We start from the raw sequence: 21321 nt of genomic DNA on the forward strand, positions 1-21321 counted from the left end.
CCCCCCATGCTGTTGCCGCTGCGCGTGCGCGGCCTGGCGCTGAAAAACCGCATCGTCGTCTCGCCCATGGCGCAGTACAAGGCCCGCAACGGCGAGGTCGGCGACTGGCACCTGGTGCACCTGGGCGCGCGCGCACTCGGCGGTGCCGGCCTGGTCATGGTCGAGATGACCAGCCCCGTACCCGAGGGCCGCATCACACCGGGCTGCCCCGGCCTGTGGAACGACGCGCAGCAGGCCGCGTTCCGGCGCATCGTCGATTTCGTGCACGGCGAAAGCAGTGCGCGCATCGGCCTGCAGCTTGGCCACAGCGGCCCCAAGGGTTCGACCCAGCTCGGCTGGGAGCAGATCGACGAGCCGCTGCCCTCGGGCAACTGGCCGCTGCTGTCGGCCAGCGCCGTGCCCTACGGCCCGCAGAACCAGGTACCGCAGGCCATGACGCGTGCCGACATGGACGCCATGACAGCGGCCTTCGTGGCCGCCACGCGGCGCGCCGCCGCCGCCGGCTTCGACTGGCTGGAGCTGCATGGCGCGCACGGCTACCTGCTCTCGGCCTTCATCTGCCCGCTGACCAACCGGCGCAGCGACGAGTACGGTGGTTCGCTGGAGAACCGCTGCCGCTACCCGCTGGAAGTGTTTTCCGCCATGCGCGCCGCCTGGCCGGCCGAGCGGCCCATGAGCGTGCGCATCTCGGCGCACGACTGGGCCCCGGGTGGCAACACGCCCGACGACGCCGTCGCCATCGCCCGCCTGTTCAAGGAAGCCGGCTGTGACGTGATCGACGTGTCCTCGGGCCAGACCACGCGCGAGGCCCGGCCGGTCTATGGCCGCATGTACCAGACCCCGTTCGCGGACCGCATCCGCAACGAGGTCGGCATGCTGACCATGGCCGTGGGCGCCATCAGCGAGGCCGATCACGCCAACAGCATCATCGGCGCCGGTCGCGCCGACCTGTGCGCCATCGCCCGCCCGCACCTGGCCGACCCGGCCTGGACACTGCACGAGGCGGCCAGGCTGCAGACGCGCGCCGTCGACTGGCCGAACCCGTACCTGAGCGGGCGCGACCAGCTTTACCGCGAGATCGCGCGCCAGCAGGCGATGCAGACCGCGGTCCAGGTGGCCGCCGATCCGGCGGAGGTGCCATGAGCCCGGGCCACCTCGACCTGGAAGCACGTGCCCACAGCGAGCACGCGCAGGAACTGCGCCTGTGGCTGCGCCTGCTGGCCTGCTCGCAGTTCATCGAGAAGCGCGTGCGCACCGGCCTGCGCGAGCAATTCGGGACCACGCTGCCACGCTTCGACCTGATGGCCCAGCTCGAACGCCACCCGGAGGGCCTGAAGATGAAGGAGCTGTCGCACCGGCTGATGGTCACGGGCGGCAACGTCACCGGCATCACCGACCAGTTGGTCGCCGAAGGCCTGGTCGAACGCACCGGCGTCGAGGGCGACCGCCGGGTGTTCCGGGTACGCCTGACCGCGCGCGGGCGCACCCTTTTCACCGAGATGGCGCGCCAGCACGAAGACTGGATCGTGCAGGCCTTCGAGGGCCTGTCGGCGCGCGAACTCGACCAGCTGCACCGGCTGCTGGGCAAGGTCAAGCAGCACCAGCTGGATCTGAACCGGCGCCTGGACGCCAACGCGGAATGAACCCCATGAAACACCCCATCCCCGAGCACAACCCCATGCATGGCCAGTTCGGCCCCGCCGCCAGCGCGACCCGCCATTTCTCGCTGGCCATCGCCGACGGCATCGCCACCGTCACGCTCAACCGCCCGGAACGCAAGAACCCGCTGACCTTCGACTCCTACGCCGAGCTGCGCGACTGGTTTCTGGGCCTGCAGCGCGCCACCGACGTCAAGGCCGTGGTGCTCACCGGCGCCGGCGGCAATTTCTGCTCGGGTGGCGACGTGCACGAGATCATCGGCCCGCTCACGAAGATGAGCATGCCCGAGCTGCTGACCTTCACGCGCATGACGGGTGCCCTGGTCAGCGCCATGCGCGCCTGCCCGCAGCCGATCATCGCCGCCATCGACGGTGTGTGCGCCGGTGCGGGCGCCATGATGGCGCTGGCGTCCGACCTGCGGCTGGGCACCCCCGTGGCGACGGTGGCCTTTCTGTTCACGCGCGTGGGACTGGCCGGCGCCGACATGGGCGCCTGCGCGCTGCTGCCACGCATGATCGGCCAGGGCCGCGCCAGCGAACTGCTGTTCACCGGCCGCGCCATGTCGGCGCAGGAAGGCCATGCCTGGGGCTTCTTCAACGCGCTGCACGAGGGCGGCGCGCTGCTGCCCGCCGCGCACAAGCTGGCCGCCCAGCTCGCGCAAGGCCCCACGTTCGCGCACGGCATGACCAAGACCATGCTGCACCAGGAGTGGGCCATGACGCTGGACCAGGCCATCGAGGCCGAGGCCCAGGCCCAGGCCATCTGCATGCAGACGCAGGACTTCCGCCGTGCCTATGAGGCCTTCGCCGCCCGGCAACGGCCCGTCTTCGAGGGCGACTGAAGCCATGCGCCCCCACCACCACGCGCATCACGCAGCGCATTCGCTGCCCCAGGCAACCCCTGGCGCGGCCCGCCGGGAGTCCTGACATGGTCGGCTTCGAACACCCCCATCCCCACGGCCGCCTGGTCCCCGGCGCCCATCTGGAACTGCCCTTCTTCGATGACGCCCACCGCGTGCTGGCCCACGCTCTGGTGGAATGGGCCCGGGAGCAGCAGGTCGACGAGTCCGACGACCGCACCGCCTGCCGCGACTGGGTACGCCGCCTGGGCCAGGGCGGCTGGCTGCGCTACTGCGTGCCGGCGGCCCACGGTGGTGCGCTACCGGCGCTCGACTCGCGCGCCCTGGTGATCCTGCGCGAAACCCTGGCCTTCCACTCACCGCTGGCCGATTTCGCCTTCGCCATGCAGGGCCTGGGCAGCGGTGCCATCACCCTGGCCGGCACACCCGCACAGCAGGCGGCCTGGCTGCCGGCCGTGGCGCGCGGCGAGAAGATCGCCGCCTTCGCGCTGAGCGAGCCCGAGGCCGGCTCCGACGTGGCGGGCATGCTCACGCGCGCCACGCCGGCGGGCGATGGCTGGCGTCTGGACGGCAGCAAAACCTGGATCAGCAACGGTGGCCTGGCCGACTTCTACCTCACCTTCGCCAAGACCGACCCGGACGCCGGCGCACGCGGCATCAGTGCCTTCATCGTCGACGCCGGCGCGCCCGGCCTGGACAGCAGCGACCATATCGCGGTGATGGCGCCGCACCCGCTGGCCACGCTGCGCTTCGACGGCTGCCGGCTCGGGGCCGACGCCCTGGTCGGCCCGGTCAACGGCGGTTTCAAGCTGGCCATGCAGACGCTGGACATCTTCCGTGCCTCGGTGGCCGCCGCCGCGCTGGGCATGGCCCGGCGTGCCTTCGCCGAGGCGGTGGCGCACACGCAGCAGCGCCGCCTGTTCGGCCAGACGCTGGCCGACTTCCAGCTCACGCAGGCGCGCCTGGGCGAGATGAGTGCCCTCATCGATGCGGCGGCCATGCTCACCTACCGCGCCGCCTGGCTGCGCGACTGCAGCACCACGCAGGGCGCGGGCACCCCGGCCTACACGGCCGCCGCCGCCAGCGCCAAGCTCACCGCGACCGAGAACGCCCAGAAGGTCATCGACATGGCGCTGCAGATGTTCGGTGGCCGCGGCGTGCGCGTCGGCGAGGTCGTCGAGCACCTGTACCGCGACATCCGTGCGCTGCGCATCTACGAAGGCGCCAGCGAGGTGCAACTGCTGATTCTGGGCAAACACGCCCTGAAGGCCGACCCCGGGAGAACGCCATGACATCCGCCCAGACCGACCGCTTCGTGCACGACCGCCTGCCACCGCGCGAGCAATGGCCCGAGCTGCGCTACGACCGCCCCGAACTGCGCATCCCCGACCAGGCGAACGTCATCCACACCCTGTTCGCGCGCGCCATCGCCAACGGCCATGGCGAGCGGCCGTTCCTGCGCAGCGAAGAGCGCACCCTCAGCTACACCGAGGCCCGTGCCGAGGTGGCCCGCATGGCCCACGTGCTCACGCAGACGATGGGGCTGGTGCCCGGCAACCGCGTGTTGCTGCGCGGCGGCAACTCCGTCGCCATGGCCCTGGCCTGGCTGGCGGTGGTGCAAAGCGGTCTGGTCTCCGTCGCCACCATGCCGCTGCTCAGGTCACGCGAGCTGGCCGCCGTCATCACCAAGGCGCGGCCCAATGCGGCCCTGTGCGACGTGAAACTGCAGGACGAGCTCGTCGCCGCGCTCGCGCAGACCGGCGACCCGGTGCCGATGCGGGTCTTCAACACCGGCGACGCCGCCGTGGCGCTGCCCGACTCGATCGAGGCACTGGCACGTCATGCGCCCGCCGACACCCCCCCCTGCCCCACCAGCGCCGACGACATCGCGCTGCTGGCCTTCACCTCCGGGACCACCGGCAGCCCCAAGGCCGCCGTGCACACCCACCGCGACCTGCTCGCCGCCTGCGAAGCCTGGCCGCGCCACGTGCTGCGCGCCACACCGGACGACATCGTCATGGGATCACCGCCGCTGGCCTTCACCTTCGGCCTGGGCGGCTTGCTGCTGTTTCCCATGTGGGCCGGCGCGTCGGTGTATTTCCCGAGCATTCCCTACACCCCCGAAGCCATGGTCACGCTGATGAACCGCGTGGGCGCCACCATCTGCTACACCGCACCCACCTTCTACCGCCAGATGGCTCCGTTCGCGCGCGAGCACGGCGTCGGCAAGCTGCGCCTGTCCGTCAGCGCCGGCGAAGGCTTGCCCGACGCCACACGCCAGCTCTGGAAGGAAGCCAGCGGCATCGAGATGCTCGACGGCATCGGCGCCACCGAGATGTTCCATATCTTCATTTCGGCCGCACCGGCAGACGTCAGGCGCGGTGCGGTGGGCCGCGTGGTGCCGGGCTACGAGGCCAGGATCGTCGACGACGAAGGCCGCGAGCTGCCACGCGGCCAGGTCGGCCGGCTGGCGGTGCGCGGCCCCACCGGCTGCCGCTACCTCGACGGCGAGCGCCAGACCCAGTACGTGCAGGATGGCTGGAATTTCCCCGGCGATGCCTTCCTGCAGGACGACGACGGTTATTTTTTCTACCAGGCACGCACCGACGACATGATCATCACCGCCGGCTACAACGTGGCCGGCCCCGAGGTCGAGGCGGCCCTGCTGCAGCACCCGGCGGTGGCCGAATGCGGCGTGGTCGGCAAACCCGACGATGAGCGCGGCATGATCATCCTGGCCTTCGTGGTGCTCAAGCCCGGCCTGCCTGCCGACGCCGACCAGGCCAAGGCCCTGCAGGACCACGTCAAACACACGCTGGCACCCTACAAGTACCCGCGCGAGGTGCGCTTCGTGCCCACCTTGCCCCGCACCGAGACCGGCAAGCTGCAGCGCTTCGCATTGCGCCGGCAGGCCGCCGAACCATCACAGGAAGGTTGACCCATGTCCATCACCCCGCTGCAACCACCCGGCTGGACCCAGCCCAGGGGCTACGCCAACGGCGTGGCCGCCCGGGGCACCCTGGTTTTCGTCGGCGGCCAGATTGGCTGGAATGGCCAGCAACAGTTCGACAGCGATGATTTCATCGCGCAAACGAAGCAGGCCCTGCTCAATGTGCGCGAGGTGCTGGCCTGTGCCGGCGCCGGCCCCGAGCACATGGTGCGCATGACCTGGTACGTCGTGGACCGCGACGAGTACAGCGCGCGCCTGGCCGAGCTCGGCGCGGTCTACCGCGAGGTCATGGGCAAGCACTTCCCGGCCATGACCTGCGTCGAGGTCAGCCGCCTGGTCGAGCCACGGGCCAAGATCGAGATCGAGGTCACCGCGGTGGTCTGAGCACCGCGGCCACCCTCAGCGCCGCAGCAGGCTGCCGCCGATCTTGAGCAGATCGGACAGACCCACCTGACCATCGCCGTCCTGGTCGAGCAGCGAGCCCAGCAGGTCGCCGGCAGCGCCACCGCGCTGTTGCACGCGCTGGCGTTCCTGGCCGAGCGCGCTGCCCAGGCCCGAGGCATCGAGACCGCCACCGCTGGCGCGTTGCGCCAGGAACGACATGACGATCGGCGCCAGCATCTGCAGCAGGCTGCCGACCTTGTTGCTGTCCAGCCCGGTCGCGCGACCCAGCCCGCTTTCGGCCTGACCCAGCGCGCCGCCGAAGATGTGTCCCAGGATCGCGGCGCCGTCGCTGGCACGCGCCGGCTGCGCCGGCGCCGCGCCGCCGCCCAGCAAGGCGCCCAGCAGCCCGCCCAGGTCCACGCCGGCGCCACCGGCATGGTCACGCTGCAGGGCACCGAACAGCGCCTGTGCCCCCTGGGGTTGCGCGGCATTGCGCCCCAGCGCCCCGAGCAGCAGGGGCAGCGCAGCGCCCACGGCGTCGCGTGTCTGGTCGGTGCTGGTGCCCAGTTGGCGGGCGATCTGCTGCAGGGGGGCACCCTGCAACTGCGCGAACAATTCGTCGGTCAGGCCGGCGGCAGGAGAGCTCTGGCTGTTCATGGCTCGTGTCCTTGAAAAGGCGGTCAAAGAAGGCATTCCATGGTACCCGTCGAGGGCGCGGCCGACATGGGCATTTGACACACTTTGACAAATCTCCTAGAGTCGCCCCATGGCCTCCTTCGCACATACAGTCGGCACCCGTGCCTGCGCGACCACCTATGTGGTGCGTGCAGTGCTGCGCGCGCTCGCCCTGTCCAGCGTCGGACACCGCCAGCTCGCCGCACATTCCTGAGCCCGGCGATACCCCTCCCCCGCACACACTGCGCACATCCTATCGCCGGGCCCACCCACCGCGCGATGCCGCCTGCCCGCCTGTTTGCAGCGCACCGGCAGAAGGCCCTTCAGGAATTTGCCATGTCTTCAATGAACCGCCGTGAGCGGGTGCTCACCGAACTGGACCACGTGCGCCTGAGCAAGCTCGGGCACCAGACCCTGGCCGACGTGCTCGACGAAGCCGAGGTCGTGTCCCCGCCGAGCATTCCGGCCGATGTCGTCACCATGTACTCGCAGGTCCTGATCGCCGAGACCGGCGCGCCCGAGCCCCGGAAATACACCCTGTGCTACCCCAATGATGCCGAACCCCAGCGCGGCTTCATTTCGGTGTGCTCGCCCTTCGGGGCGAGCCTGATCGGGCGACGTGTCGGTCACGACGCCGTCTGGACGACGCCGCACGGCGACGAGCGCGCGGTCACCATCCAGGCCCTGCTGTTCCAGCCCGAAGCCAGCGGCGACTACACCACCTGAGCGCGTCGGCCGGACCGGCCGGTGACGCAGCGCACCCGCCGGCGCGTCGCCGGGTATCGGTGCGCGCGCACGGCCCCGACCGCCCTGCCCATGCCCGCCCATGCCAGGCAGCGACCCTGGCAGGACGATCTACGTCAATTGTTTTCGAGGACATCACGATGGATTTGACGCGTGATTTCATCAAGGCCAAGCGCCCCTGCGCGTCGGGTTTTCGCTGGTTGCTGCGCACGCACGGCGAAGGCGGAGACTACCAGCCGCTGCTCGATGCCCTGGTGCGGGACGGCCGGATCGACGATGCCTGCTGGCTGCTCGATCAGTTCGGTCCCACCGACGCGGTGCTGCGCCTGAGCGCGCTGGAAACCGACGCCCTGGTCTTTGCCGGTGCCGTGGAAATCGACGGGCCAATCGAGATCGCAGGCCTGCTGCGCGCCGGCCGGTCGGTCACGGCGCGCGGCGGCGTGCGCACCGGTGGCGACCTGATCGCCGGGGAAGATATCCGGGCCGGCGCCAGCGTACGCTGCGACGGCGCACTGCGCGCCGGTGGCGACGTCCGCGTCGATGGGGCGATCGAAACCGCGGGGCCCCTCACGGCGCAAGGCATGCTCCGTTGCCGCTGGCACCTGCAAAGCGCCGGTGCCGTGAGCATCGGCGGCAACGCCACCATCGACGACGACCTGTTCTGCGAGGCCGATGTCGCCATCGGCAAGACGCTGCATGTGCGCGGCGCCATCGCGGTCAGTGGCGAGTTGCGGACCGCGCAAGGCCTGCTGTGCGGCGCCGACCTGCACTGCACGCAACACCTCGAGGCCGGCTGGGGCATCCTCGCCCATGGCCGGATGCAGGCCGGCGGTGCGATTCGCGCGGGCGAAAGCCTGATCGCCGGCGGCACCATCCACGCCGGCGAAGGCTACGGCATCTTCGCCGGCCTGGCCGTGCCGCGCGAGGCCTGGCCGGCCAGTGCCCGTGTCCAGGCCTTCGAGCAACCCGCCGGGCTGATGAGCGGGCACTGGGCGGGGCCCGACGCCACCGTCTGAGCACCCCGGCGTCAGCGGCCGTCGGGTCGGCCCCAGGCCACGAAGTGGGGGTTCTCCCAGCCGGGCTTGCCGTACGTCAGAGGCGCGCCGCCGGGCAGCACCTCGATGCGGCCACCCGCGCCCGCCAGCACGGCGTGGCCGGCCGCAATGTCCCATTCCATGGTGCGTCCCAGGCGCGGGTAGACGTCGGCCTCGCCGGCGGCGAGCAGGCACAGCTTGAGCGAGGAGCCGGCACTGCGCACGGCGGCCACCCGGCGACCCCGCAGGAAGGCGTCGAGCGCGGCGGCATCCCCATGCGAGCGGCTGCCCAGCACGGTCAGGCCTTCGGGCGGCTCGGCCCGGCAGGCAATGGCCCGGCGCTGGCCGGCGACATCCTCCACCCAACTGCCCAAACCCGGTCCTCCGCCATAGAGCGGGCCCAGCGCCGGCGCCAGCACCAGCCCGAGCACGGGTTGCCCCCCTTCGATCAGGGCGATGTTGACGGTGAACTCGCCGTTGCGGTGGATGAATTCCCGGGTGCCGTCCAGCGGGTCCACCAGCCAGAAGCGCTGCCCGACAACGGTGGGCGCGCGACCTTCGGCCTCGGCCTCTTCACCCACGACGGGAATGTCAGGCGTCAGGCGAAGCAGCCCGGCCGTGATGATGTCCTCCGCCCGCCGGTCGGCCTCGGTCACGGGGGAATCATCGGCCTTGCCCGTGACCGCGAAGTCGGTGGCATAGACGGCCATGACGGCCGCCCCCGCCGCGCGGATCAGGGGCACGAGCTGGTCGAGCAGATGCGGCAGGTTCGTCATTTCGGCCACAGCGCCCATAGTTGCAAGGGCTGATTGAGCCCGGCGGCGATGGTGTAGGCCGGATCACCGAAACCGCCCCAGCCGGTGAACAGGTCGGCGCGCACGGCGCCCAGGATGGCACCGCCCGTATCCTGGGCGAGCACGAGCTTCTGCTGGGTCAGCGTCGGCCCCTGGGTGACCAGCCAGACGGGCGTGCCGTAGGGGATGCTGTGCGGATCGACCGCGATGGAGCGGCCGGGCGTCAGCGGCACCCCCTGCGCGCCCCGGGGCCCGAACTTCGCGTCGAAGTCGTCAAGGGCTTCTTCGCGAAAGAACACCGTGCGCGGGTTGCTCCACATCATGTCGTTGACGCGCTGCGGGTGGCGCCGCGCCCAGGCGCGCACGGCCGCCCAGTGGCCTTCCCGGATGGCCCCCTGATCGAGCAGCCAGCGCACCGGGCTGCGATAGGTATGGCCGTTGTGTGCGGCAAATGCCAGACGCACCTGGCGCTGGCGGCCATCGGGCTCGGTGATGGTGAGGCGGCCCGAGCCCTGGATCTGCAGGATCATGGCGTCGATCGGGTCGGCCAGCCAGGCGATGACACGGCCTTCGAGCGCCCGCTGCGCCACCGGCTGGGTGTCGATCTGCTGGCGGGTATACCAGGGCTGCCCACGCGGCAGCCCCTGGGGCTCGGCATGCAGGGGTACGCGAAAGACGCTGTCGGGCAGGCGTCGCGCCTCCAGCACCGGCTCGTAGTAGCCCGTGAGCAACCCGACGGCCGCGCGGCCGTCGGGCTCGGTGATGCGGTAGGGAACGAAGCGCCGCTGCACCCAATCGCGCTGCTGTTCAGGCGTCGCGATGGACAACTGGCGCACCTGGCGGCACAGCTCGGGGCTGCCGGGCGTGGCCGGGGCACCGGTTTTCTCGCAGGTCTTGAGCCACGCGTTCCAGGCTTCATGCAGGCTGTCGCTCCCCCACCCAGGCAGCTCGGACCAGCGCGTCGGCGTCCACAGGCTCTTGCCGCGCACGATTGGCGCCGGCAGGGTGGCATCGTCCATCCCATCGGCGAACGGCGCCTCCGGCGGCCCGGCCCCGGGGTCATCGCCGGTGACCACGGCGCAGCCGGCCAGGCTTCCTACAATCAGGGCGATGAACGCGGCACGCAGCCCCCGCCGGGGTCCGGCGCGCCGATCCACCGTCACCGCCGATGGACCCGCGTCCGCCGGCTTGTTCTCATCGGGTACTTGCATGGGTTTGCTGTTGCTGGAAGCACTGGGCGCTTTGGTGCTGCTGGTCTTCATTGTCTGGTGGACGATGTTCTCCGGGCGAAAAGGCGGCGAGCCGGGCACGACGCCGCCCGGCAAGGACGATCAGGCCACACCGCCCGAACACTGACACCGGTCAGAGCCCCCGCAGCACATTGGCCAGTTCGACCGCCGACTTCACGCCCATTTTGTCGAACACCCGTGAGCGGTGGACCTCGACCGTGCGCACGCTGATGCGCAGCTGATCGGCCACGATCTTGTTGGGCAGGCCATCGACCACCAGGCGCATGACATCGCGTTCGCGCTCGGTCAGGCCGTCCAGCCGCTGCTGCAGATCGGTGCGGGCGCGGCGTCGTTCGATCTCCTGTGCCGAGTGGTCGAGCGCCTGCACGATGCGGTCCACCAGCACGTTGTCGGACAGGGGTTTTTCGCAGAAATCAAAGGCGCCACGCTTGACGGCATCAACGGCCGTGGGCACGTCGGCGTGGCCGGACAGGAAGATGACGGGCATGCCGGCCTGCCAGGGCAAGGTCAGCAGGTGATCAAACAGGGCCAGCCCGCTCATGCCCGGCATGCGCACGTCCAGCAGGACGCAGCAGGGCGTATCGGGCGGGCCCTTCCAGCTGTCGATCTCGGCCAGGAAAGCCTCGGCGCTGTCGAAGCCGACGCTGAGCAGGCGCCGCGTGCGCAGCAGCCAGGCCAGGGCTTCGCGCACGCCTGCGTCGTCGTCGACCAGGTAGATGCGGGCGTCGGAATGAGGCGTCATGACCGGATCATAGACCGATGGAAAACGTCCCGTGAGCCCCACCGCGGCAGATTCACCCGGCCGGCAGCGTGAAACGGAAGACGGTGCCACGTGGCTGGGCCGGCTCGTGGGTGAGTGCGCCGCCATGCTGCTCGACCACCGTGCGGCACAGGCTCAGCCCCAGGCCCATCCCTTCGGCCCGGGTGGTGAAAAACGGCGTGAAGAGCTTTTTGGCCACGTCGGGCGCCAGGCCCACGCCGTGGTCGGTGACGGCCAGTTCGACCCACTGGCGCACGCCCGTCGAAATGCCATCCGCCCCGGCCAGCGCACGCACCAGGCGCGCCGACAGCGTCAGCACGCGCAGACCCGATCGCAGGGGCGGATCGGCCGGTGGCATGGCCTGCATCCCGTTGCGCGTCAGGTTCAGCAGCACCTGCTCGATCATCGTCCGATCACAGGTGACGGCGGGGCAGCCCGGAGCGACGTGGGTACGCACGCGGATGTCCAGGCGCGTGGCCTGCAACTGGACCAGCGGTGCGATGTCCTCGAACAGCGTGGCCGGGTTGACGGTTTCGCGCACCCGCTCGCGCCGGCGCACGAAGTCGGCCACACTGCGGATGACACGGCCCGCCCGCTCGGCCTGCTCGCCAATGCGGCGAATGGCCTGGCGCAGGTCTTCCAGGGGCACGGCGGTGCTGTCGGTCCCGGCCTGGTCGAGCAGGTTGTCCGCGCCCGTGGTGTAGCTGGAGATGGCCGCCAGCGGCTGGTTGAGCTCGTGGCTGAGCATGGAGGCCATCTCGCCCATGGTGGCCAGCCGCGCCGTGGCCTGCAGGCGCTCCTGCGACGCCCGGTTGAGCTCTTCGACGCGGCGCTGCTCGGTCAGGTCGAGGATGGCGCTCATCCAGCCGGTCTGCACGCCCCGCGCATCGATCAGAGGGGCCTCGATGATGAGCACCGGAAAGCGCGTGCCATCGCTGCGCATGAACTCCGACTCCCAGCCTTCCCTGGGCAGCGACTGGCCTGCCAGGCGCACGGCCTGGCGCTGCGTGTATTCGTCGACCAGCTCGGGCGGCCACCAGGGTGCCGGCAGCCCGCTGCCGATGAGCTCCTCGGCCGTGAGCCCCACCATCTGGCAGAACGCCGGGTTGACATAGGTGATGCGGTGCTCCATGTCGCGCGCGCGCAGGCCGGTGACCAGCGAGTCTTCCATCGCCTTGCGGAACGCCAGCGCCTGGGCCAGTTCGGACTCGGCGCGCTGGCGACGCCGGATGTCGCGGGCCAGGGCGCCCAGCACGGCCAGCAGGGACAGCGACAGCACCCCCACGACGGCCGTCAGGACGTTGGGAAACAGGCTGTAGACGGCGCGCGGGCTTTCCAGGCGCAGCACCAGCGTCATGCCCTGCAGATCGATCAGTTGCGCCGCCACCTGGACGCGGCGGCGCACCGGCACCGCGCTGTACAGCGCCAGGCGCGTGCCATCGGCATCGGTGAAGGTCAGCCCGCGACCGCGCGCCAGGTCGCGGTTGATCAGCTCGGACAGCATGCCGGGCAGCGAGTACGTGGCCACCAGATAGCCCAGGGATTGGCCGGCGCGCACCACCGGCATGCACATCTCGATCATCTCCAGCCCATGCCCGCCGGGCAGCGGCCAGAAGTAGCTGGTCGAAAACGCAGGCCCCGACAGGCGCTCGGCGTTGTCACAGGCCAGCCGCAGGCTGGGTGCGGCGTCCTGACGCCCCATCTGGTCGTACAGGTTGGCGATGTAGGGGGAATCGTGCCAGGCCCGCAGGCTCATGGCATCGTCGCGCCACTCGAGGCGCACCATCTCGCGATGCTGGCGCAGGATGTCGGTGGCAGCGGCCAGCCAGTCGGCTTCGGTGGAGGTCAGGCCATGGAGCGACTGCAGGGTCTGGACGTTGCGCAGCAGGCCCGAGCGGATGTCGTTGGCCAGGACACCCGCATCCGCCTCCAGCGCCGCCTGGTCGCGGCCCTCTTCGTATTCGGCCGCCAGAAACGCCAGCAGGGCCAGCAGCGCCAGCACCAGCAACAGCATCGCCCCCCACAGCAGCCAGCGGCGTGAGGTTGATGCGGCGCCAGCGGAAGGCGCCGCCGGAACGGGCTCTGCGCTCAGCGGCACCTCACAGGCGGCGATGTTGCAGCGAGGGCAGTTGCTGGCGCACGCTGTGCAGTCGGGCCATGTCGATGTCGGCGAGCACCACGCCGGGGCCACTGGACTGCATGGCCAGCACCTCGCCCCAGGGATCGATCACCATGCTGTGGCCCCAGGTACGGCGCCCGTTTTCATGCGTGCCCCCCTGCGCGCTGGCGATGACGAAGGCCTGGTTCTCGATGGCACGGGCGCGCAGCAGCACCTCCCAATGGGCCTGGCCGGTGGTGAAGGTGAAAGCCGCCGGCACCAGCAGGATATCGGCCGCCAGCGCCCGATACAGCTCGGCAAAGCGCAGGTCGTAGCAGATGCTCTGGCCGACGCGCCAGTGCCGGCCTTCGCGGTCGGTCATTTCGAAACCGGTGGGCGTATCACCGGCGCGCAGCACGGCCGCCTCGTCGTAATGCTCGCGGCCGTTGTCGTAGCGGAACAGGTGGATCTTGTCGTAGCGGCTGGCGCAGTGCCCCTTGGGGGTGTAGGTCAGCGAAGCATTGGCCGCGTGCGCGGGATCGTCGGTTGCCATCGGCAGGGTGCCGCCGACGATCCACAGCTTCAGGTCACGCGCAGCGTCCGAGAGGAAGTCCTGCACCGTGCCCAGGCCCGGCGTCTCCGCCAGCACCAGCTTGTCCTCGTCCTTGTGCCCCATGAAACAGAAGTACTCGGGCAACACGGCCAGCTCGGCACCCGCCTGCGCCGCCTGGCGCAGCAGGCGCAATGCCTCGCTGAGGTTGGCATCCAGGCTGATGCCCGAAACCATCTGGATGGCGGCGACTTTCATGTCAGGTGACTCCTCGATCTGGAACGGCAATGATAGGGCGAGCGTACCGCAGCACCACCGGCTTCAGGGCACCTGCCCGGGCACCGGGGCCGGCACCTTCTCGACCTTGGGGTCCGCCCAGCTGCCGGTGATGTGGAAGTGCTGGGTGGCGGCACTTTGCAGCGGCTGGCGCAGCACGAACTGGGCCAGGAACGTGCCCAGTCCCACCGCCGGGTTGATGGCGGTGGCGATCAGTGCGGCCGTACCGGCGTTGATTTCGGGCACCACCACCACCTTCAGGTCCTGCGTCTCGCGACCGATGTCCGCCTGTCCCTCCATCAGCACCGCGGCGTTGACCCCCTTCATCTGCAGGTTGTTGGTGGTCAGCACGCCCTGGTCGATGACCGCGTCACCCCGGATGAAATCGAAGGAGAAACCGGCCGAGAACACGTCGCGGAAATCCAGCGCCAGGCGGCGCGGCAGGGCCTGCAGGCTCAGCACGCCCAGCAACTTGGCCGCACCCGGCTCGACCTGCAGAAACTGGCCGGTCCCGACTTCGGTGTGCAACTGGCCGGACATCGACGGGTAGTCGAGCCGGAACGGCGAACCCGCCCAGCCGATATTGCCCTCGATGACCCCCTGACCGCCGCGCACCACCCCCTCGCGGCCAAAGCGTGCCAGCAACTGGCCGGCGTCGCGCACGTCCAGATGGAAGTCGAGCGAAGCGCGGCGCTCGCCGCCCGCCGCCGGCGCCCACTGTCCGGTCGCATTCAGCCGAGCCTCGGGCACGGCCACCAGCAGGCGGCTCAGGCGCCATTGCGGCGCACGCTGCGGCCCGCGCGAATTGACCGCCACCACCTCGACCCGGCCCAGCGGCCGCCCATGGAGGACGAAGTCCTGGACGGCCAGATCCAGCGCCGGCAGACTGCTGGGCTGCTGCAGGATTTCCTCGACGTCGCTGGCGGCCGCCTGCGTCAGCTCCAGCCGGGCCAGGCGGGCATAGACATTGCCGGCAAACCGGCCCGCGGGCTGGCGGTATTCGACGAAGCCGTCGAACTCGCGCGCCGAGATGTTCGCGCGCCACAGGTCGTCCACCCGGTCACCCCCGATCACCACGTCGTGGAAGGTGCGCCCGGCCTGCGTCACCCGGTCGGCCCGCAGCGCCGCCACGGTGGGCAGGTAGTCCATCGGATGACCCGCATCCCCGGCCTGATCGCTGCTGCCACCCGGTGTACCGGCCCCGGACGACGACAGCGCCGCTTCCCAGGCATCGATGTCCAGCTCGTCCAGCCGCAGGTTCGCCTGCACACCGGCCGCCGGCACGATCACGGATTCGTCGCCTTGCAGCCCCAGGGCGATGCTGCCGCGCAGCACGCGGGGCACGGCACCGGTGATGTCACGCTCGTACCGCAGGGACAGCAGGCGCGCCAGCGGCGGGCCGACCTCCAGTTGCAGCAGGTCGCTCAGTGCCTGCTCGCTTTCGCCCGCCTCGCGCACGGCCTGCACGTGCTGCTCGAAGCGCACGGGCATGGCGGTATCCGCCGGTTTGCCCAGGGGCGCTGGCAAGTCCACGGCCATGCCCTGCAACTGGCTGCTCACGGTGATTTCGGGCACGCCAGCCTGGAAGCCCAGCTGCACATGGTAGGCCGCACTGCCACGGGCCCTGGCGAACAGCTGCGAGACCGGGCCCAGCCCGCCGTGGCGCAGGCCATCGGCCGACGCCGTGCCCTGTCCCTCGAAGCGGATGCGCGAGCCGCCCTCCGCGTGCGCTTGCATGCTACCTTCGAAGCGCAGCTCGCCGCCGAACACCCGCGCATGGGCGCCGCCCACGGCAAAACCCTGCTCGCTGAAGGTCACGCGCCCGCCGGCCTGTGCCAGCACCGGCGCCGCGGGTGCCAGGTGCACGTCGTTGCCCGCCAGTTGCACCACGCCCTTGACCGTGGTCTCGTGCAGACGCGCCAGCGGGATGCGCAGCTCGAACTGGCCGCTGGCGTGGCCCGTGGCGCGGGCTTCGCCGAGCGCACCGCTGGTCATGGCGTCCAGTGGCGAGTCGCGGACGATCGCCAGCATCTCGTCGGCCGGACCCTCGACCCGGCTGGCCACTTCCAGCGCCGGATCGGTCATCAGCCCGACCACCGCGAAACGACCCTGGCTCAGCCGCAGCCCCGGCAACGCGAGGGCGCCGCCCTTCAGGTCGGCGATGTGCAGCGTGTCGCGGTCGTACACGAACTGGCCATTCATGCCCTTGAGGGCCGGCCAGCCGGGCTCCCCGGGACCGCGCAGGTAGGGTGGCACATAGTCGAAATCGATGTCCCGCAACTGCGCCGCGATGCGGAATTCTCCGCGGGTGGCGGCCCCCTGCGCGAACGGCGCGTCCCACAGGTCACCCTGGATGCGGAAATCGACTTGCGGGGAGCGACCCGCCAGCGTCGCCTCGCGCAGGTAGTGGCGCACGTCGGCGGGCACCGTCAGCGGCAGGTAGCGGTGCACCCGCGTGGCCTCGGCACGGGTGAGCCTGGCACTCAGGTCCAGCACGCCGGGAAAACGCGAGCGCGCCGGGCTGGTGGCCGGATCGGCCGTGTGCCAGCGCACGGTCGCCGTGCCCTCGGCATCGGCATTGACGACGTGCGCCTCGTCGAGCACCACGTCGATGCGCCCGCCGGCCGCCACCGTCCAGCGCGCGCGCGCATCGAAACGGTCCAGCGTCAGGACCGGATCCTCAAACACGTCGGGCAATTCCAGGGCGCCGTCGCGCACCGCGATGCGTGCCCGCCCGCCCCGGTGATCGGCGTCGAATTCGATATCGGCGTTGCGGATACCCGGCTGCCCCGGCACCGGGTAGTCGCCGTGTTCCGACCGGCGGCCACTGGGTTGGCCCGCCAGCGTGAGGCCCTTCACACGTCCCTTGGCTTCATAGGTCAATGTGCCGTCTTCCGCACCGCCCTCCGCGGGATGCCAGGCCGCGGTCAAGCCCTCGATACGCCCCTCGGGTTGCAGTCGCGCCAGCTGCCTGTGCAGCTCGGCCGGCAGCGGCAGGCTGCTGGCCACGGCGGCCAGCGCCTCCAGATCGATCTGGTCGGCCCGCACCCGGGTGCCCGGCCGCACGCCGCCACGCAGCACCGGGCCATCGGCCGCCACGCGGTGCTGCACGCTCACCTGTCCGCCGGGCCAGAGCGCACCCTCGGTGGTGCGGAATTGCAGGTCGTCGGTGCGCAACTCGAAACCCTGCGCGCTCCAGCTCAGGTCCAGGCGACCCGCCAGGGTGTCGATCGCCAGCGGCGGCAGGTCCTTGCCCAGCGTCGCATCGACCGCCTGCAGGCTGAGGTCGGCCAGCACGCCGCGCACCGCCCCCTTGGCAACGTCGGCCCACGCGCGCAGTGCCCCCCGTCCGGCACGCAGCTCGACCTGCCAGCGCGACAGATCGACATAGGGGCGCAGCGTCGACACGTCCACCCCGGCCGATTCGGCATACAACTCGCCATGCCAGTCGTGCCAGGGCATCTGCCCGGGCTCGCGCTGGGCCAGCTCCAGCAACGGTTCGCGCAGCCGCCCGCGCAGGCTCAGCCGCCCGCCCGACTCGGGTGGCGGCGAGGCATCCAGCCGGAACGCGTGCACGCGCCGCTGGTTGCGCACCACCAGCGCCACGTCCGACAGGGCCAGCGGCGGCAAGCCCCGCAGGTCATCCGTCCAGCGGACCGTGCCCTGGCGGATGATGAACTCGCGCTGCGAAAAGAACCAGTCGAGCGCCGATCCGTCGGACGACGGCTGCGCCGTCACGTCCAGCCCGGCCACCTCGATGCGGCCATCGGACGTGCGTCGCACGTCCAGCACGGGCCCGTCGACCAGCACATGGTCGACGCCCCGGCGCCAGACCGAGGACGGTGACAGGCTGACCTGTACGCGCGGCAAACGCAAGGCTTCACGACCATCGGGGTCGAACAGGCGCACGTCCTGCAGGGTCACCGTCGGCATCAGCCCCCAGAACCCCTGCGGCAACCAGGGCGATGCGCGGCCGTGGTCGGCGTGGATGCCCCCGACTTGCACCGCAATCCCCAGTTGGCCGCCGGCCCAGCGCTCGAGCTCGGGGCGCCACTCGCCGATTCGGGGCACAATCCAGACGTGAAGCGCCCCCCAGGTCAGCACGAACAGCGACCACGCGAGCACAACCAGCCACAGCAGGCCACGGGTTGCCGTCGCAGCGATCTTGAGGAAGCGAGAGGGAATCCCACGCGCCAGAGGTTCGGCATCCAGTGCCAGCTTGGGTGCATTCATGTTGTCCGGTGCAAATTATGACGACCTGCCAGCACCCTGGTTCCGAAGATGACACCCCGGTGATCCCGGACAGCGTGGCCGCGGCGATCCATGCCCGCCCGACGTTGTCCGCCGCCGACGGCCGTGCCGACCATTCCCGCTTTGTGCAACGCATCCGCCGACGCTACGCGGGCGAGCTGGCCTGCCTGCCGCCCGGGCCGCCGACGCGCGCCTCCATGCACCAGGCGCTGACGGTCCTGCGCGACAGGGGCCTGCCGGTGCCGTCCGCGCTGCGCGTGCTGCGCCAACTGGTGATGGAGCGCCTGGTGGTGCTCGACTGCGAGCAGCAGGCGCCATTGGCCGACATCACACGCGCCGTCACCGAACTGGCCGAGATCGCCCTGGACGAGGCCTGCACGCTGGCTTTTGCCGAACTCGACGACCTCCATGGCGCCCCCCTCGTGCCCGCGCAGGCCGACGGTCCGGAGGCCCCCCCCTCGCTGGCCGGCCATCCGAGGCAGGAAACACAACGCCCGGCGGACACCGGGTTGCCTGCCCGGCGGGCGCAGTTGTGGGTGATCGGCATGGGCAAACTGGGGGCCCGCGAGCTCAACGTCTCCAGCGACATCGACCTCATCTATGTCTATGACCACGAGGGCGAAACCGCCGGCAACGCACAAGGCCGCAACCGCATCAGCAACCACGAATACTTCGCCAAGGCCGTGCGGCACATCCACCAGACGGTGGGCGACACCACCGAACACGGTCAGGTGTTTCGCGTCGACCTGGCACTGCGGCCGAACGGCAATTCGGGCCCGCCGGCGGTCTCGCTGGGGGCGCTGGAGGAGTATTTCCTGGTGCAGGGGCGGGAATGGGAGCGCTTCGCCTGGCTCAAGAGCCGAGTGATCGCACCGGCCGCCTGCATCGCCGACGGCAGCGCCAGCGCCCTGCGCGGTCCGGTGCTGCCCTTCGTGTTCCGCCGCTACCTCGATTACAACGTGTTCGGGTCGCTGCGCACCCTGCACCGGCAGATCCGCGATCACGCCGCCAAACGGGCCGCCGGCCATCCGGGGCGTGCCAATGACGTCAAGCTCTCGCGCGGCGGCATCCGCGAGATCGAGTTCACCGTGCAGTTGCTGCAGGTGGTGCGGGGTGGCCAGTTCCCCGAACTGCGCACCCGGCCCACGCTGGACGCGCTGCAGCGGCTGTGCAAGGCCGGTCTGATGCCGGCGGAGACGGCCGAGGCGCTGACCCGGGCCTATATCTTCCTGCGCCGTGTCGAGCACCGCATCCAGTACCTGGACGACCAGCAGACGCACCTGATCCCGACGCGCGACGACGACCTGGCCTGGATCGCCGCGTCCATGGGCTACCCGGATCTGTGCGCCTTCCTCGGCGAGCTCGACACCCACCGCGAAACGGTGGCGCACGAGTTCGACATCCTGCTGGGTGGCCCGACCAAGACCGGCTGTCAGGGCAAGGGCTGCCAGGGTGGTCGCGGCGGCAGCGCCGACGATCTGCGCAGCGTTCTGCCCGGACTGCCCGAAGCCTTTGCCAGCCGCGTGGCGCAGTGGCAAGACCACCCGCGCGTGCGCGCCCTGCGCGAGGATGCCCGCACGCGCCTGGCACGGCTGGTCGAGCGCACCGGCGCCTGGCTCGCCCAGGGCCGTGTGAGCGAACAGGCCGCCCTGCGCATGGCCGACTGGATCGAACCCCTGTTGCGGCGCGAAAGCTACCTGGCCCTGCTGCAGGAGCGCCCGGCGGTGCACGAACGCCTGCTGCGCCTGCTCGGCGCCGCTCGCTGGCCGGCGCGCTACCTGATGCAGCATCCCGGCGTGATCGACGAACTGGCCAGCCGCCAGTTGCTGGACGAACGTTTCGACCCCGTCCAGTTCGAGGCCGATCTCGAATCGCGCCTGCGCGCGCTGCAGCGCACCGGCGAGGACGGCGAGGAGGAACTGCTCAACCTGCTGCGCCGCGCCCACCATGCCGAGGTCTTCCGCACCCTGGCGCGCGACATCGAGGGCGTGCTGACCGTGGAGCAGGTGGCCGACGACCTCTCGGCCCTGGCCGACGCCGTGCTGCGCGTGACCGCGCGCTGGTGCTGGCAGCGACTGAAGAACCGCCACCGCGACGAGCCGTCGCTGGCAATCATCGGCTACGGCAAGCTCGGCGGCAAGGAGCTGGGCTACGGCAGCGACCTGGACATCGTCTTCGTCTACGACGACGAGCACGAGAGTGCCCCCGAGATCTACGCCGCCTTCGTGCGCAAGATGATCAACTGGCTCACGGTCAAGACCGGCGAGGGCGACCTGTTCGAGATCGATACCGCGCTGCGCCCCAATGGCAACTCGGGCCTGCTGGTGACCAGCTTCACCGCGTTCGAGAACTACCAGCGCGGCCGTGGCAGCAACACCGCCTGGACCTGGGAGCACCAGGCCATGACGCGCGCCCGTTGCGTGATCGCCCCCACGCTCCCCGAGGGGGCTGGCCCCACACCCCCGACGGTGGATCTGGCTGCGCGCTTCGAGGCGGTGCGCGAGGCGGTGATCACGGCCGAGCGCGACCTGCCCGCGCTGGCGCAGGAGATCCGCTCGATGCGCGAGCGGGTGCGCGCGGCGCATCCCGCGCATGGCGACCTGTTCGACGTCAAGCACGGCGCCGGCGGCATGGTCGATGCCGAGTTCGCGGTGCAGTACCTGGTGCTGGCCCATTCACGCAAACACCCCTCGCTGCGCGGCAATCTGGGCAACATCACGCTGCTGCGCCACGCCGAGGAGGTCGGCCTGCTGCCAGCCGGCATGGGGCGCGCCGCTGGCGACGCCTACCGCGAACTGCGGCGCCTCCAGCACCGCGCACGGCTGGACGAAGTTCCGCCACAGTTGCCGGCCGACGAAGCCAAGGCTCTGGCGGCCCCGATCCTGGCCGTCTGGCGGCACGTCCTGGGCAGCGAAACCCCCGTGGCCGCATGAGGGGATCGCGCACCTGGCTGCTGCTGTGCGCCATCCACGGCGTGGCCAGCGTGCTGCTGTGGTGGGCCCGGATCAGCGCCCAGGACGCCCTGACCTAGCACGCC

Annotated in this window: 17 protein-coding genes and 1 pseudogene; 11 read left to right on the forward strand and 7 right to left on the reverse strand. The window is 70.6% G+C overall.

Annotated features, from left to right (window positions below):
- From PHQ87_RS01985 to PHQ87_RS02010, 6 genes and pseudogenes are all read left to right on the forward strand, one after another.
- Positions 1-1143: pseudogene (locus PHQ87_RS01985) on the forward strand (bifunctional salicylyl-CoA 5-hydroxylase/oxidoreductase); the annotation flags it as partial.
- Positions 1140-1643, forward strand: a complete 504-nt coding sequence (locus PHQ87_RS01990) for a MarR family transcriptional regulator (RefSeq protein ID WP_300230665.1) — start codon at positions 1140-1142, stop codon at positions 1641-1643. The pseudogene PHQ87_RS01985 and the gene PHQ87_RS01990, both read left to right, overlap by 4 nt.
- A 5-nt stretch (positions 1644-1648) precedes the next feature.
- Complete coding sequence (locus tag PHQ87_RS01995) at positions 1649-2500, forward strand: enoyl-CoA hydratase family protein (RefSeq protein WP_300230667.1); 852 nt, start codon at positions 1649-1651, stop codon at positions 2498-2500.
- An 86-nt stretch (positions 2501-2586) separates the two neighbouring features.
- The gene (locus PHQ87_RS02000) at positions 2587-3810 is read left to right on the forward strand and encodes an acyl-CoA dehydrogenase family protein (RefSeq protein ID WP_320387955.1); all 1224 of its coding nucleotides are present in this window, start codon (positions 2587-2589) and stop codon (positions 3808-3810) included.
- On the forward strand, positions 3807-5456 hold the full coding sequence (locus tag PHQ87_RS02005; protein ID WP_300230669.1) for an AMP-binding protein: 1650 nt from the start codon (positions 3807-3809) through the stop codon (positions 5454-5456). The genes PHQ87_RS02000 and PHQ87_RS02005 overlap by 4 nt, the downstream gene beginning before the upstream one ends.
- 3 nt (positions 5457-5459) lie before the next feature.
- The gene (locus tag PHQ87_RS02010) at positions 5460-5852 is read left to right on the forward strand and encodes a RidA family protein (protein ID WP_300230671.1); all 393 of its coding nucleotides are present in this window, start codon (positions 5460-5462) and stop codon (positions 5850-5852) included.
- Positions 5853-5867: 15 nt separating this feature from the next.
- Here PHQ87_RS02010 and PHQ87_RS02015 read toward each other — a convergent pair whose 3' ends face one another.
- Positions 5868-6509, reverse strand: a complete 642-nt coding sequence (locus tag PHQ87_RS02015) for a DUF937 domain-containing protein (protein WP_300230673.1) — start codon at positions 6507-6509, stop codon at positions 5868-5870.
- Between the two features lie 109 nt (positions 6510-6618).
- On the opposite strand from PHQ87_RS02015, the gene PHQ87_RS02020 reads away from it, so the two are divergent.
- The 3 genes from PHQ87_RS02020 to PHQ87_RS02030 all read left to right on the forward strand — a co-directional run bounded on the left by PHQ87_RS02020 (position 6619) and on the right by PHQ87_RS02030 (position 8287).
- Positions 6619-6741 (forward strand): hypothetical protein, encoded by a 123-nt coding sequence (locus tag PHQ87_RS02020; protein WP_300230675.1) that lies wholly within the window; start codon positions 6619-6621, stop codon positions 6739-6741.
- Positions 6742-6863: 122 nt separating this feature from the next.
- On the forward strand, positions 6864-7253 hold the full coding sequence (locus PHQ87_RS02025; RefSeq protein ID WP_300230677.1) for a GreA/GreB family elongation factor: 390 nt from the start codon (positions 6864-6866) through the stop codon (positions 7251-7253).
- A gap of 158 nt (positions 7254-7411) precedes the next feature.
- A complete protein-coding gene (locus tag PHQ87_RS02030) occupies positions 7412-8287 on the forward strand; it encodes a hypothetical protein (protein WP_300230679.1) in 876 nt (291 codons plus the stop codon).
- An 11-nt stretch (positions 8288-8298) separates the two neighbouring features.
- On the opposite strand, the gene cysQ is transcribed toward PHQ87_RS02030, so the two are convergent.
- Together cysQ and PHQ87_RS02040 are read right to left on the reverse strand one after the other, a co-directional pair.
- Positions 8299-9081 carry a 3'(2'),5'-bisphosphate nucleotidase CysQ gene (gene cysQ / locus PHQ87_RS02035; protein ID WP_300230681.1) on the reverse strand — a complete coding sequence of 261 codons (783 nt, stop codon included), beginning with the start codon at positions 9079-9081 and terminating at the stop codon, positions 8299-8301.
- A complete protein-coding gene (locus PHQ87_RS02040) occupies positions 9078-10310 on the reverse strand; it encodes an MltA domain-containing protein (protein WP_300230682.1) in 1233 nt (410 codons plus the stop codon). Before PHQ87_RS02040 ends, cysQ begins: the two co-directional genes overlap by 4 nt.
- Between PHQ87_RS02040 and PHQ87_RS02045 the strand changes: the two genes are divergently transcribed.
- The gene (locus tag PHQ87_RS02045; protein WP_300230684.1) at positions 10309-10455 is read left to right on the forward strand and encodes a hypothetical protein; all 147 of its coding nucleotides are present in this window, start codon (positions 10309-10311) and stop codon (positions 10453-10455) included. The two genes, PHQ87_RS02040 and PHQ87_RS02045, sit on opposite strands and share 2 nt — an antisense overlap.
- Before the next feature lie 6 nt (positions 10456-10461).
- Here the strand turns inward: PHQ87_RS02045 and PHQ87_RS02050 are convergent, their stop codons facing one another.
- The 4 genes from PHQ87_RS02050 to PHQ87_RS02065 all read right to left on the reverse strand — a co-directional run bounded on the left by PHQ87_RS02050 (position 10462) and on the right by PHQ87_RS02065 (position 18266).
- Complete coding sequence (locus PHQ87_RS02050) at positions 10462-11091, reverse strand: response regulator (RefSeq protein WP_300230686.1); 630 nt, start codon at positions 11089-11091, stop codon at positions 10462-10464.
- Positions 11092-11143: 52 nt separating this feature from the next.
- On the reverse strand, positions 11144-13123 hold the full coding sequence (locus PHQ87_RS02055; protein ID WP_300230689.1) for an ATP-binding protein: 1980 nt from the start codon (positions 13121-13123) through the stop codon (positions 11144-11146).
- An 85-nt stretch (positions 13124-13208) separates the two neighbouring features.
- Positions 13209-14015, reverse strand: coding sequence for a carbon-nitrogen hydrolase family protein (locus PHQ87_RS02060; RefSeq protein ID WP_300230691.1), 807 nt, complete (start codon positions 14013-14015; stop codon positions 13209-13211).
- A 63-nt stretch (positions 14016-14078) separates the two neighbouring features.
- Positions 14079-18266, reverse strand: coding sequence for a YhdP family protein (locus PHQ87_RS02065; RefSeq protein WP_300230693.1), 4188 nt, complete (start codon positions 18264-18266; stop codon positions 14079-14081).
- A 17-nt stretch (positions 18267-18283) separates the two neighbouring features.
- Here PHQ87_RS02065 and glnE point away from each other — a divergent pair, with 17 nt between their 5' ends.
- Positions 18284-21217, forward strand: a complete 2934-nt coding sequence (glnE, locus tag PHQ87_RS02070; RefSeq protein WP_300230695.1) for a bifunctional [glutamate--ammonia ligase]-adenylyl-L-tyrosine phosphorylase/[glutamate--ammonia-ligase] adenylyltransferase — start codon at positions 18284-18286, stop codon at positions 21215-21217.
- Positions 21218-21321: the final 104 nt, after the last annotated feature.

This window comes from Hydrogenophaga sp., from assembly GCF_028698005.1.
In the GTDB taxonomy this organism is placed as follows: domain Bacteria; phylum Pseudomonadota; class Gammaproteobacteria; order Burkholderiales; family Burkholderiaceae_C; genus Hydrogenophaga.